We start from the raw sequence: 13,623 nt of genomic DNA, 5'->3' as shown, positions 1-13,623 counted from the left end.
AAAAGGCTAGACCTTTTGTTTTTATAATAGGAGATATGCCTATGAATTTATTAATTCAAAAACTACTTTCAAACATCATATATAAAAGCAAAGATAGAATGTTTGCTTTTATATACGATCCACAACAAAGAATATATACAGTACCAAGACTAGAATAATACTTTATTTTTAAACAATTTTAATCAAAACTAAATATAATTAAAAACTAAAGGATAAAACATGTTAGAAGGTAAATATTTAAACTTTTATAATCAAATTTCAAAAAAGATTGAAAAAACAAATATCTTTACAGATAAGCTACATACATTAGCATATGGAACAGATGCTTCTTTTTATAGATTAATTCCAAAAATAGTAATTAAAACTGATAATGCAAAAGAGGTTCAAGATATCATTGAATTATCAAATGAATTAGAGTTAAGTATTACATTTAGAGCAGCTGGAACTTCCCTATCTGGACAAGCTATTAGTGATTCTATTTTAATAGTAACTTCAAGAAAATTTACAGACTTTAAAATTTCAGATGATAAAAGTTATATCTCATTACAACCAGCACTTACAGGTGCACAAGTTAATAATTTATTATCTCCATATTCAAAGAAAATTGGACCAGATCCAGCATCTATTAATGCAGCAATGATTGGTGGAATTGCAGCTAATAACGCATCTGGTATGTGTTGTGGTATTTCACAAAACTCATATAAAACGTTAAAATCAATGAAGTTGATTTTCGCTGATGGTACAAAACTTGATACATCATGTGAGACAAGTAGAAATGCTTTTAGAGTAACTCATGGAGAGTTTTTAAAAGACTTAAAGCAATTTTCACAAGACACTAAAAACAATGAAGAATTACGGGCAAAAATTGAAAGAAAATTCAAAATTAAAAATACATGTGGTTACTCGTTAAACGCACTGATTGATTTTGATGATGAGTTTGAAATTTTAGAGCATTTAATAATTGGTTCTGAAGGAACATTAGCATTTATTGAAGAAATTACTTACTATACAGTTGAAGATTTAAAAGATAAAGCATCTGCTCTTATTTATTTTAAAGATATTAAAGAAGCATGTTCTGCTGTTACAAAATTAAAACTTGCACGTGATGATAAAAGTATTACTGTTGATGCAGTTGAGCTAATGGATAGAGCAGGGCTACGAAGTATTGAAGAAGATCCAGCAATGCCTGAATTTATAAAAGATTTTGATGAAAATGTAACAGCATTATTAATTGAAACTAGAGCAAAATCAGATGAAGACCTTGATATTCAAACTGTACAAATTCAAAACTTACTCGAAGACTTTAAAGTTGTAAGAGATATTTATTTTACAAAAGATGTAGAAGAATATACACTTTATTGGAAAATTAGAAAAGGTTTATTTCCAGCAGTTGGAGCAGTAAGAGAAACAGGAACTACAGTTATTATTGAAGATGTTGCATATCCAATTGAGTGTTTAGCAGAAGCTACACTTGAACTTCAAGATTTATTTAAAAAACATGAATATAGTGAAGCTTTAATCTTTGGACATGCACTTGAAGGAAACTTCCACTTTGTATTCACTCAAGATTTTGCAGATGAAAAAGAGATAAAAAGATATGATGCCTTTATGAATGATGTTGTTCACTCTGTTGCTGTAAAATATCAAGGAAGCTTAAAAGCAGAACATGGAACTGGTAGAAATATGGCTGCATTTATCGAAGTTGAATGGGGTAATGACGCATATGTAATGATGAAAAAAATCAAATGCTTATTTGATCCAAAAGGCTTATTAAATCCAGGTGTAATTATAAATGATGACCAAGAAGCGCATCTTAAAAACTTAAAAGGAATGCCTGCAACTAATGAAATAGTTGATAAGTGTATTGAATGTGGATTCTGTGAACCTTCATGTCCATCAAATGACCTTTCTTTAACACCAAGACAAAGAATTGTAATCAATAGAGAGATTTCAAGATTAGAGAGATTAGGGAAAGAGGAAGAAGCAAAAGAGTACAGAGATTTATACCAATATGATGGAATTGAAACATGTGCAACATGTTCACTTTGTTCATCTGCTTGTCCTGTAAATATTGATACAGGAAGTTTGACTAAGCATTTAAGAGCAGAACAATTAAGTCCTCGTGCTAAAAAAACAGCTAACTTTATTGCAAATAATTTCTCAATGACTTTAAAGGGAATGAAGTTTGGATTAGGTAGTGCAAATGCAGTTCATAAATTACTTGGAACTGCTAGTATGGAAACTGTAACATCAACTATGAGAGATTTTTCAAAAGGAAAAATAGCTAAATGGAATGCAACTTTACCAAAACCAATTAGTATAAATACAAACTTTGAGCAAAAAGTTTCAAGTAAAAAAGTGGTTTATTTCCCTTCTTGTATTAATAGAACAATGGGATTAAGTGATGTAAGCGTTGAAGAAAAACAATTATTTGATGTAACTGTTGAATTATTACAAAAAGCTGGTTACCAAATTATTTTCCCTGAGAATTTACCAAATCTTTGTTGTGGAATGCCATTTTCATCAAAAGGATTCAATGAAGCAGGAGCTACTAAATCTACACAGCTTGAAAAGGCCTTAGTAAAAGCTACAAATAATGGTGAGTATCCTGTATTATGTGATACAAGTCCTTGTACAAAAACAATGATTGAAAAGTTTAAAAGTGATTTAAAACTTTATGAACCAATTGAATTTGCGCTTGACTTTTTAAGTAATGATTTAGACTTTACACCAATTGCAGAACCAATTACAATTCATACAACTTGTAGTTCAGCTAAAATGGGATTAGAAGGTAAATTTAAAACTTTAGCACAAATGTGTTCTACAGAAGTTATAATTCCTGCAGATGTAAAATGTTGTGGATTTGCTGGAGATAGAGGGTTTAATTATCCTGAATTAAATGAGTCAGCATTAAGAGATTTACCAAAAAGTATTAAAAATGCAAAATATGCATTTTCAACTTCAAAAACATGTGAAATAGGTCTATCAGAACACTCTGGACTAGACTATAATTCGATATTCTATCTTATAAACAAGTGTACAAAAGCTAAAAATATTTAATTCTCTTTTAGCCAAAACAGATATTTACCATTATTTAGGTAAAATATCTGTTTTAACAAATAAGGAATTATAATGTACAAACTAATAATAGCATTTTTACTAAGCTCAACACTTGGTTTTGCAGGCGTTGTAAATGCAATTGCTCTAACAGTAAATGATGATCCAATAACACTTTATGATATTGATAAAACTATGCTTACAAAAAAAGTTGATAAAAACCAAGCAGTTAGTTTATTAGTTGATAAAATATTATATGATCAGTTAATTCAAAAATATAATATCCAAGCAGATATATTTGACGTAAACGCTTATATTGAGAAACTTGCAGCTTCAAATAACATGGATCTTTTCGCATTCAAATCAATTGTAAGACAAAAATACCCTGATTATTCAGTATTTGAAGATGAAGCTAAAACTATTGTTACTAGACAAAAATTAATTAAGAAATTAGTTCAAGGTAATTTAAAGATTGCTTCAGAAGAAGATATTAAACTATATTATGAAAACAATCAAAATAAATATACTACAGCAAAAACAGTAGAAGTAGTACAATATTTATCGAATAAAAAAGCATCATTAATTGCAACTGTTAAAAGCCCATTATTAGTTCCAAATGATGTACAAAGAAATCCTTTAGTTTTAGAAGTAAAACAATTAGATCCACAAATGCAATATCTTTTAAATAATACTGCACAAAATAGTTTTACTCCAATTTTTACTGCAAATAAAATGTATAACACTCTTTTTATTATTAAAAAAGAAGGTACAGATACCTTAGATTTTGAAGTAGTAAAAAACAAAGTATTTAATGAAGTAATGTCATTAAGAGAAAAAAAATATTTAAAAGATTTTTTTGAAAAACAAAAATTAACAGCTGATATAAAAATATTAAGATAATAAAAAAGGAAATAGATGTTTGAAGTAATTTTAGGTTTAGAAGTACACGTACAGTTAAATACTAACTCTAAACTATTTTGTTCTTGTGCAACAAGTTTTGGAGAAGAACCAAATACAAATGTATGTCCAACTTGTTTAGGACTACCAGGTGCACTTCCTGTATTAAATAAAGAAGCAGTACACAAAGCAATTATGCTTGGAACTGCTTTAAAATCACAAGTTAATCGAAAGTCGATTTTTAATAGAAAAAACTATTTCTATCCAGATTTACCAAATGGTTATCAAATTTCTCAATTTGAAGTTCCTGTTGTTGGATTAGGTGAATTAGTAATTGATTTCCCAGATGGAAGTCAAAAAACTATTGGAGTTACTCGTGCTCACTTAGAAAATGATGCAGGTAAGAGTAAGCATGCAGCTGATGGTTCATTAGTGGATTTAAATAGAGCAGGAACTCCACTACTTGAAATTGTTTCAGAACCAGATATGAGAACAGCTGAAGAGGCTATTTTATACCTTAAAAAACTTCATTCAATTGTAAGATACCTAGGAATAAGTGACGCTAATATGCAAGAAGGTTCTTTTAGATGTGATGTAAACGTTTCTATTAGACCAAAGGGCGATACAAACTTAAATACTAGATGTGAAATTAAAAATATGAACTCATTTAAGTTTATTGAAAAAGCAATTCATTATGAAGTAAATAGACATATTGAAGCTTGGGAAGACGGTATTCATGATACTGAAATTGTTCAAGAAACAAGACTATTTAATGCTGATACTGGTGAAACTAGATCAATGAGAGGTAAAGAAGATGCTGCTGATTACAGATACTTTCCAGATCCAGATCTTTTACCTGTAATTATTACAGATGAAATGTTTGATAAATATTCACAAATTCCTGAGCTTCCAGATGAAAAGAAAGAAAGATTCGTAAAAGATTTTGGAATAAAAGAATACGATGCATCAGTTATAACAGCATCACTTGAAACTGCAAACTTCTTTGATGAAATGATGAAAGAAGGAATTAGTGGTAAAAATGCAACTACATGGCTAACAGTTGAATTACCATCAAGATTTACAGAAGGTGTTTCAATTGAAAACTCTCCAGTTGGTGCAAAAAAATTAGCAACAATGATTAAAGCTATTGAAGATGGAACAATTTCAGGAAAAGCAGCAAAAGAAGTACTTGATTTCTTAATTGAAAATCCAGATGAAGAAATTGATACTGTAATTGAAAAACTAGGACTTAAACAAGTATCAGATGATGGTGCAATTTTAGAAATCATTGATAGTATCATTGCAGCAAATGAAGATAAAGTAGAACAATATAAAGCTGGAAAAGATAAGCTATTTGGATTCTTTGTAGGTCAAACTATGAAAGCTTCTAAAGGTACTGCAAATCCAGCTAAAGTAAACGAATTACTAAAACAAAGACTTTCATAAAACAATAAATAGAATCATCTTGATTCTATTTATATTCCACATATAAAAAACAGGAGGATTACAAATATGAGTAATAAACCTAAAATAGCTGTTATTGGTGCAGGGAAATGGGGACAAGCGCTTCATTTTGCACTTAGTTTTAAACAAGAAACATATATTACATCAAGAACACCAAGAGATATAAAGAACTTTACAGATTTAAATACAGCTTTAAATTGTGAGTATTTAATAATAGCAATACCAGCTCAACAAATAAAACAATGGTTAAAGGAAAATTTTGTATTTAAGAATCAAAAAGTCCTAGTTGCATCAAAAGGTATAGAAGCAAATACAGGAGAATTTTTAAATGAAATTTATGCTGAGCATGTTCCTGAAAAAAATATTGGTTTTATTTCAGGACCTTCTTTTGCAGCTGAAGTAATACAAGGACTTCCTTGTGCTTTAGTTTTAAACTCTACATCTAAGAAATTATATCAAGAATTTAAACCCTTTTTTCCTGATTTTATAAAGACTTATTATAGTGCTGATGTAATAGGTGCAGAAGTTGCAGGTGCATATAAAAATGTTCTTGCAATTGCAAGTGGTATTTGTGAAGGTTTACACTTAGGAAAAAATGCACAAGCTTCTTTAATATCAAGAGGATTAGTTGAAATGCAAAGGTTTGGTAAAAACTTTGGAGCTAAAAAATCTTCATTTATTGGATTAAGTGGAGCAGGGGATTTATTTCTAACAGCAAGCTCAAACATGAGTAGAAACTACAGAGTTGGCTTAGGACTTGCACAGAATAAAAGTCTTGAGGAAATACTCGAAGAACTAGGAGAAGTTGCTGAAGGTGTTAAAACATCAGAAGCAATATATAAACTTTCAAAAGAGTATAATATTTATACTCCTATTGCAAATGAAGTAAAACTTGTACTTGATGGAAAGAATCCAAAAGACAGTTTAAAAGATTTACTTAATTCATAATAGAATACAATTTTTAATACATACTCTAGTATGTATTAAAAAATAACAACTTACTGATTTTTCTCATTAAAAGTATTATATATTAAGCTTTCTAAATACATATAATTTTAATTAATACTTAAAAATAAATTACTAATTAATTAATTTTTTATGTACATCACCCCATATATAAAGTTGTTTTAAAATTGGTTTTAAACTTTTCCCATATTCTGTAATTGAATACTCAACTTTTGGAGGAACAACAGGATAAACTTCTCTATGAACTAAACCATCTGTTTCTAATTCTCTTAGTTTTTGTATTAACATTTTTTGAGTTGTTCTTGGAAGTAATTTTTGAAGTTCATTAAATCTTTTTTTTTCATCTTTTAAATACCAAAGAATTAATATCTTCCATTTTCCTGCAAGGGCATCAATTGCTGTCTCAACTGGACACTTGTCAATTTTAATATCTAATTTTTTTGTCATAATAAATACTCCATAGTATCTTTTTGGTTAGTACATTTCTTAAAAGTAAGTTCTTGTGCTTTTGAAATATTTTAGCTAAAGTTTCAACATAAGTAAATAAATTAAAATAAACAAGGAATAAATATGAAAGCATTTGTAGTAGAAAAAATAGCTGATAGAGAATTTAAAGCAGACATACAAGAAGTATCAATGCCAAAATGTGAAAATGATGAAGTAATTATTAAAGTTTCTTATTCATCATTAAACTATAAAGACGCATTAAGTTCAGTAGGTAACCCAGGAGTTACAAGAAAATTTCCACATATTACAGGAATTGATGTAGCAGGTGTTATATATGAATCAAACTCTACAATATTTAAAGCAGGTGAGAGAGTACTTGTAACTGGTTATGATATGGGAATGAATACTCATGGTGGTCATGCACAATTTGTAAAGGTTCCAGCTTCATGGGTAGCTAGAATGCCTGATGCAATAAGTGATAAAGAGATTATGACATTTGGAACAGCTGGATTAACAGCGGCTTTAAGTATAAACGAACTTATAGAAAATGGAGTTAAACCTGAAGATGGTGAAGTTTTAGTAACAGGAGCAACTGGTGGTGTTGGTTCAATTGCTGTTTCAATCTTAAGTAAAATTGGTTTTTCTGTAGTTGCAATCTCAGGAAAAGCAGAAAAAATTGATTACTTAAAAAGAATAGGTGCTAGTGAAGTAATATTAAGAGATACTTTTAATGAAGAGTCAAAAAAACCAATGATGGGTGAAAAATATGCTGGTGTAGTTGATACAGTAGGTGGTGAAGTTTTAGCAAATGCACTAAAATATATAAAATATGATGGAGTTGCTACTTGTTGTGGACTTACATCATCACATGAATTAAATACAAATGTATTTCCGTTTATCTTAAGAGGTGTTAGATTAATTGGTATTGATTCTGTTGAATGTAAATTAGAGAAAAAACAAGCAGCATGGAAAAAAATAGCAAGTAAATGGAAAATCGATAACTTAGATAATATAACAAATGAGATTTCATTAGAAGAAATTAAAAATGCTTATGAACTATTATTAGATGGAAAAGCAGTAGGAAGATATGTAGTAAAAATTGGATAGGAACTCTCCTATCTAATAAAAAATATAGACTTTTATAAAACATTCTAGTTAGTAAATACAAACATATCCTATAATTTGTTATAATACCAAAAATAAAAAGAAAAATTATAGGAAATATTATGCAGAAATTTTTAGAAGAGGCTAAAAAAACAAGCCGAACTATTGCAAACCTTGATGCTCATACTAAAAACAATGTTCTAAGACAAATGGCTAATGCACTTGTTGCTCATAGTGATTATATAATAGAGCATAATAGTAAAGATATGAGTGAAGGAACTTTAAATAATTTAAGTAGTGCCTTATTAGATAGATTATTACTAACAAAAGATAGAGTTGAAGCTATGGCTTTAGCAATTAAACAAATAGCAGATCAAAAAGAACCAGTTGGAAGAACACTAGAAGGCTGGATAACAGAAGATGGTTTAGATATAAAAAAAATTTCAGTGCCAATTGGTGTTATTGGAATAATCTACGAAAGCCGTCCAAATGTTACAAGTGATACAGCAGCGCTATGTTTTAAAAGTGGTAATGTTTGTGTTTTAAAAGGTGGAAAAGAAGCTGAGCGTTCTAATCAGGCAATTGCAAATGTTTTAAAGCAAGTATTAGAAGATAATAAACTACCAACACAAGCTATTTCATTACTGCCAGATTCTAGTAGAAAAGGCGTAGCAAAACTAATAAAGCAAGATAAATATGTTGATTTAATTGTACCTCGTGGTGGAGAAGCCTTAATTAGATATGTAAGTGAGAACTCTTCTGTTCCTGTTATAAAGCACGATAAAGGGCTTTGTCATATTTTTGTAGATAAAGATGCTGCTCATAATAAAATCATTGATATTGCAATAAATGCAAAATGTCAAAGACCAGGAGTTTGTAACTCTATGGAAACTTTATTAGTACATGAAGATATTGCAGCTTATTTACTTCCTGGATTATATGATGAGTTTATGGAACATGGAACGCAACTAAAAGGTTGTGATGAAACAGCTAAATATATTGATGTAACAATTGCCACACAAGAAGATTATAGTACTGAATATTTAGCAAATATTTTAAATATAAAAGTTGTTAAAAATGTTGATGAAGCAATTGAACACATTGCAACATATGGCTCTGGACATTCAGAATCAATATTAAGTGAAAACTATACTGTTGTAAATAAATTCTTAGATCAAGTAGATGCTGCTTGTGTTTATGCAAATGCAAGTACAAGATTTACAGACGGTGGAGCTTTTGGATTAGGAGCTGAGGTTGGAATATCAACTAATAAACTTCATTCACGTGGTCCTATGGGAATAAATGATTTAACTACATTTAAATACAAAATTTATGGAAAAGGTCAGGTAAGATAATGTCAAAAAAAATATATTGTATAGCTTCTTTTGAAGCAAAGCAAGGAAAAGAAAAGCAGTTAATAGAAGTACTTCAAGCTTTAGAGCCTAAAACAACTAGAGAAGATGGTTGTATACAATATATTGTGACAAAACATATTTCACATCCAAATGCAATGGGTAAATCTTTTCCTATTGTATTTAATGAAATTTGGGAATCAAAAGAGGCTTTTGAAGAGCATTGTAATAAAAGTTATATTACAGAATTTTTCCAAACTCACTGTGTAGAAGAGTCTGGTTTTGTAAAAGATTTTAACGTAACTGTTTATAGTGATGAGGTAAACTAATATGTCTGATACAAATGAATATCCACACTTTCCAAGTGATTGTAAATCTTTATTATCAAAGTACCTTACAAAAGAAGTTTATACACAACTAAAAGATAAAACTACACCTTCAGGTTTTACTCTTGATGAAGCAATTGCTTCAGGAGTTCAAAATAGTGATAGTGGAATTGGTGTTTATGCAGGAGATATTGAATCTTACACAACTTTTTCAGCACTTTTTGACCCAATTATAGAAGAATATCATGGTTTTTCTAAAACTGATTCTCATATTAGTAATTTAAACCCAAATGATTTAAAAGCACCAAATCCAGATCCAGAAAATAAATATATTGTTTCTACAAGAATTAGAGTAGGAAGGAATATTGCAAACCTTCCTTTAGGACCTGCTATTTCAAATGAGCAAAGAGATAATGTAGAAAACCAAGTATCACAAGCTTTAAATGCATTAGAAGGTAGTTTAAAAGGAAAATACTATCCACTAGATGGAATGAGTGAAGAAATATCACAAAAGCTAATTAGTGACCATTTTTTATTTAAAGCAGGGGATAGATTTTTAGAAGCAGCAGGACTTAATAGAAATTGGCCAAAAGGTAGAGGTATTTACCATAATGATGAAAAAACTTTTTTAGTATGGGTTAATGAAGAAGACCAATTAAGAATAATCTCTATGCAAAAAGGTGGAGATATTAAAGAAGTATTCCAAAGACTAACAGATGCTATTTCAAAAATTGAAGAAAAAATTGAATTCTCATATAGTGAGCACTTAGGATATATTACATCTTGTCCTACAAATCTTGGAACGGCAATGAGAGCTAGTGTTCATATAAAAGTACCAAATTTAAGTAAAGACTATACAAGATTTGAAGAAATTACAAATAAATATCACTTACAAATTAGAGGAATAAACGGTGAACACTCTCAAAGTGTTGGTGGAATTTACGATATAAGTAATAAAAGAAGATTAGGAGTAACAGAAGTACAATGTGTTCAAGACATGTACGATGGTGTTGTTCAACTAATTAAAAGAGAAAAAGAGTTAGAAGCTAAATAGCCCCAACTCTTAACTAATTCTTTTAGGTTCTCCTAAATAGAACCCTTGAGAATAATCTATTCCCATTTTAGTTACAATATCATGAATTTCTTCAGAATGTACAAACTCAGCAATTGTTTTAATATTTAGTTTCTCTGCAAATTTAACTACTAATTCTGTAACTACTTTTGCATTTTCATCATGATCTAAATATCTAATCATTGAACCATCAATTTTTACGTAGTCAACATTTAATTTCATTAAATAATCAAAATTCGAATATCCTGTACCAAAGTCATCAATAGCAATAGAACAACCTAAATATTTCATTGTTTCAATAAAGTTAATAACTTCATTATAATTTTCGATTCCTTCATCTTCAACAATTTCAAAAATCAATCTATTAGAAATACCTTCGTATTGATTGATTTTTTCTTTTATAAATTCAACTGTTTTGTTATCAATAATATCCTCAATAGTTAAATTAATAGAAAAAGTATCCGTAGTTTTAGAAAAATGTTGAAATGCTTTTTCTATAACAGTTTGTGTTATACTTGTGTAAAGTTTAGATTTTTTAGCAATATTTAAAAAATGCATTGGAGATATTAAACTACCATCATCATCTTCAATTCTTACTAAACACTCATACTTATTAATTACATTTCTATCTTTGTTAGAGATAATAGGTTGTGCAACAACAACAATCTTATCTTCTCTTATTGTTTTTTTAAGTTTCTTAGTCCAAGATACATTATTAATCAAATTATCTTTAATGTCTTTATTTTCATCAAAGAAAACCAATCTTTTATTTTCTTGTTTAGCATGATCTCTTGCCATTTCTGCATTTATAAAGTAATTTCTTATAAATGATGCACCTGAAATAAAGTGAATATCCAAATTATTTTCATCAATTGTTAAATGAATTGATTTTATCTCTTTAACAAATTTAATACTCATATCTTTAAATTCTTGTTCTGAAATGTATTCATTTCCTAAAATTGCAAAAACATCACCTTGTAATTTAAATAGTTTCAAATTCTTATCACTAATTAGTTCAGAGAATAATTCTGATACTGCAATTAGGGTTTTATCACCTGTTTCATATCCATAATATTCATTTATTTCTTTAAATCTCTCAATATTAATAATCAATAGCTTTAAATTATCTTTTGCATTAATATCTTCTAATAACTTCTGTCTATTAGGCAGTTTTGTCAATAAATCTGTTGTTTGGAATTTAATTTGCTTAGACTGCTTGATTAAATCTGTTACATCATATCTAATTGCAATAAATTCTTTTATCTCACCTTTTATGTCTAATATTGGGATAATTGTAGATTTAACATAATAAGTTGAACCATCTTTTGCTAAATTTTTTAAAACACCTTTCCAAATCTTCTTACTTAAAATCGTTTTCCATAACTTCTTATATAATGAAACAGGTGCATCTGGATGTCTAACTAAATTATGATTTTTATTTATCAATTCAAGCTCTGAATATCCTGAAATACTACAAAACTGCTCATTAACATAAATGATTTTCCCATCAATATCAGTTTTAGAAACTACAGCTGCTGCATCTACAGCTTTTTTATATTCACCTAATAAAGAAACATTTATTAAGACTTCTTGATTTTTAAAATCAATTTCTTTCTCATTCTTTATTCTTGTCTCAATCATTTTATTTGCATATTGTCCAATTTTTGAGAATTCATCATATTCAAGAAGATCAAGATTAATTTTTTGATTACTAGAATCGATCTCTTTAAAGAAATTTAAAAAGATTTTTAAACTATTATAAATTCTTAAATTTATTCTTTTTGTAATTAAATATACAATTAGTAATGTTGATAACATAAACAATACTATAAGAATTATATCTCTAATTATTTCTGATTTTAATTCTTCATATTTAAGCTTTATTATTTCCTCAATATCATCAAAAAATACTCCCGTACCAATTATCCAATCCCATTTCTCATAATCTTTTACATAAGAAAGTTTCTTCTGATAAATATTACTATTCACTTTTTTCCAATTATAAGGTATATAAACACCATTTTTATTTCTTCTATCAATTAATTTTTTTACAATATTTTTTGCTTTTTCATTGTTAAAGTCATCATAGTGCTTATTTTCAAAAGAAGGATAATCTTTATTTAATACAGTGATACCATCACCATTTATAATAAAAAAGTTTAATCCACTATCTTCAGTTATATATCTAATTCGTTCAATTGTTTCTTTTTTTAACTCAGCTTCAACTCTATACAAATAATCAGCCGTTGAAATAATAAAACCATAAGGTTCAAATAACTTATAAAACCCTACTTTTAAAGCTTGTTTTTCCTTATCATCAACTTTATAAAATGTCCAAGTATCATAATCCTCTGATTTTGTTTTTAGATTCTTAATCCAATCCTTAATAACCATTTTTCCATTTAAATCAGTAAAGTTCTTAAACTTATAAGTATTCTCAATTTCAGGTTTTAAAGGATGAAGAATTGACTTTCCCGTTAAATCATAAATAAAAAAATATCCAGTTCCACCAAAAAATCTTATATTTCGTAAAGATTCTTTAATCAATAAAATTATTTCATCTTTATTCTTACTATCTTTATGTTTATCATAAATTTTTTGACTAATTGTATATGCTTCATAAATTCTTTGTTTTACTTGTTTTTTAATTCTTTTCATTTTTAAAGAATAATTGTAATCAAGTAAAGATATTGTTCTATTAATTTCAGATGATATATACTCTGTCTTTTGCTTGTAAGAAATACTTCTTAGCTCTTCAACATTTTTTTTATAGTGTATATATATTGTACTAATCCATACTATTCCAAATATTAATATAAGAAAAAGTGATATGCGTGTTGTAATACTTGAAATAAGTTTTGACAGTTTAGTTTTCATACTATACCTTTCAGAAGCTATTATATTTTTTTATTATTATAACATATCTAATATTCAAAAA

The 13,623-nt window shown here is 28.1% G+C and carries 10 protein-coding genes; 8 read left to right on the top strand and 2 right to left on the bottom strand.

Annotation, left to right across the window (positions count from 1 at the left end; translation table 11 throughout):
- Positions 1-219: 219 nt before the first annotated feature.
- The 4 genes from LPB137_RS00220 to LPB137_RS00205 all read left to right on the top strand — a co-directional run bounded on the left by LPB137_RS00220 (position 220) and on the right by LPB137_RS00205 (position 6,366).
- Entirely contained in the window at positions 220-3,060 is a 2,841-nt protein-coding gene (locus tag LPB137_RS00220; RefSeq protein WP_076082780.1) for an FAD-binding and (Fe-S)-binding domain-containing protein, read from the top strand.
- A gap of 72 nt (positions 3,061-3,132) precedes the next feature.
- The gene (locus LPB137_RS00215; protein ID WP_076082777.1) at positions 3,133-3,957 is read left to right on the top strand and encodes a SurA N-terminal domain-containing protein; all 825 of its coding nucleotides are present in this window, start codon (positions 3,133-3,135) and stop codon (positions 3,955-3,957) included.
- Between the two features lie 15 nt (positions 3,958-3,972).
- Complete coding sequence (gene gatB, locus LPB137_RS00210) at positions 3,973-5,400, top strand: Asp-tRNA(Asn)/Glu-tRNA(Gln) amidotransferase subunit GatB (RefSeq protein WP_076082774.1); 1,428 nt, start codon at positions 3,973-3,975, stop codon at positions 5,398-5,400.
- 66 nt (positions 5,401-5,466) lie between these two features.
- Positions 5,467-6,366: an NAD(P)H-dependent glycerol-3-phosphate dehydrogenase gene (locus LPB137_RS00205; protein ID WP_076082770.1), complete on the top strand. Its 900-nt coding sequence runs from the start codon at positions 5,467-5,469 to the stop codon at positions 6,364-6,366.
- A gap of 132 nt (positions 6,367-6,498) precedes the next feature.
- Here the strand turns inward: LPB137_RS00205 and LPB137_RS00200 are convergent, their stop codons facing one another.
- Positions 6,499-6,831, bottom strand: a complete 333-nt coding sequence (locus tag LPB137_RS00200; RefSeq protein ID WP_076082767.1) for a winged helix-turn-helix transcriptional regulator — start codon at positions 6,829-6,831, stop codon at positions 6,499-6,501.
- A gap of 123 nt (positions 6,832-6,954) precedes the next feature.
- Here LPB137_RS00200 and LPB137_RS00195 point away from each other — a divergent pair, with 123 nt between their 5' ends.
- The 4 genes from LPB137_RS00195 to LPB137_RS00180 all read left to right on the top strand — a co-directional run bounded on the left by LPB137_RS00195 (position 6,955) and on the right by LPB137_RS00180 (position 10,667).
- Positions 6,955-7,938, top strand: coding sequence for a YhdH/YhfP family quinone oxidoreductase (locus tag LPB137_RS00195; RefSeq protein ID WP_076082764.1), 984 nt, complete (start codon positions 6,955-6,957; stop codon positions 7,936-7,938).
- A 119-nt stretch (positions 7,939-8,057) separates the two neighbouring features.
- Positions 8,058-9,290, top strand: coding sequence for a glutamate-5-semialdehyde dehydrogenase (locus LPB137_RS00190; RefSeq protein WP_076082761.1), 1,233 nt, complete (start codon positions 8,058-8,060; stop codon positions 9,288-9,290).
- A complete protein-coding gene (locus LPB137_RS00185) occupies positions 9,290-9,616 on the top strand; it encodes a putative quinol monooxygenase (protein WP_076082758.1) in 327 nt (108 codons plus the stop codon). Before LPB137_RS00190 ends, LPB137_RS00185 begins: the two co-directional genes overlap by 1 nt.
- 1 nt (position 9,617) lies before the next feature.
- Positions 9,618-10,667 carry a phosphagen kinase gene (locus LPB137_RS00180; protein WP_076082755.1) on the top strand — a complete coding sequence of 350 codons (1,050 nt, stop codon included), beginning with the start codon at positions 9,618-9,620 and terminating at the stop codon, positions 10,665-10,667.
- 9 nt (positions 10,668-10,676) lie between these two features.
- Here LPB137_RS00180 and LPB137_RS00175 read toward each other — a convergent pair whose 3' ends face one another.
- Positions 10,677-13,562, bottom strand: a complete 2,886-nt coding sequence (locus LPB137_RS00175; protein ID WP_076082752.1) for a cache domain-containing protein — start codon at positions 13,560-13,562, stop codon at positions 10,677-10,679.
- Positions 13,563-13,623 lie beyond the last annotated feature (61 nt).

Source organism: Poseidonibacter parvus (genome assembly GCF_001956695.1).
GTDB classification, from domain to species: domain Bacteria; phylum Campylobacterota; class Campylobacteria; order Campylobacterales; family Arcobacteraceae; genus Poseidonibacter; species Poseidonibacter parvus.
The sequence above is the reverse complement of the archived record's forward strand: the minus strand, read 5'-3'. Positions and strand labels throughout refer to the sequence as shown.

What these genes read in the sequence shown, in the direction of transcription:
- LPB137_RS00195 (WP_076082764.1), top strand. Translation starts at nt 6,955, where the DNA reads ATGAAAGCATTTGTAGTAGAAAAAATAGCTGATAGAGAATTTAAAGCA.
- LPB137_RS00180 (WP_076082755.1), top strand. Translation starts at nt 9,618, where the DNA reads ATGTCTGATACAAATGAATATCCACACTTTCCAAGTGATTGTAAATCT.
- LPB137_RS00205 (WP_076082770.1), top strand. Translation starts at nt 5,467, where the DNA reads ATGAGTAATAAACCTAAAATAGCTGTTATTGGTGCAGGGAAATGGGGA.
- gatB (WP_076082774.1), top strand. Translation starts at nt 3,973, where the DNA reads ATGTTTGAAGTAATTTTAGGTTTAGAAGTACACGTACAGTTAAATACT.
- LPB137_RS00220 (WP_076082780.1), top strand. Translation starts at nt 220, where the DNA reads ATGTTAGAAGGTAAATATTTAAACTTTTATAATCAAATTTCAAAAAAG.
- LPB137_RS00175 (WP_076082752.1), bottom strand. Translation starts at nt 13,562, where the DNA reads ATGAAAACTAAACTGTCAAAACTTATTTCAAGTATTACAACACGCATA.
- LPB137_RS00185 (WP_076082758.1), top strand. Translation starts at nt 9,290, where the DNA reads ATGTCAAAAAAAATATATTGTATAGCTTCTTTTGAAGCAAAGCAAGGA.
- LPB137_RS00215 (WP_076082777.1), top strand. Translation starts at nt 3,133, where the DNA reads ATGTACAAACTAATAATAGCATTTTTACTAAGCTCAACACTTGGTTTT.
- LPB137_RS00200 (WP_076082767.1), bottom strand. Translation starts at nt 6,831, where the DNA reads ATGACAAAAAAATTAGATATTAAAATTGACAAGTGTCCAGTTGAGACA.
- LPB137_RS00190 (WP_076082761.1), top strand. Translation starts at nt 8,058, where the DNA reads ATGCAGAAATTTTTAGAAGAGGCTAAAAAAACAAGCCGAACTATTGCA.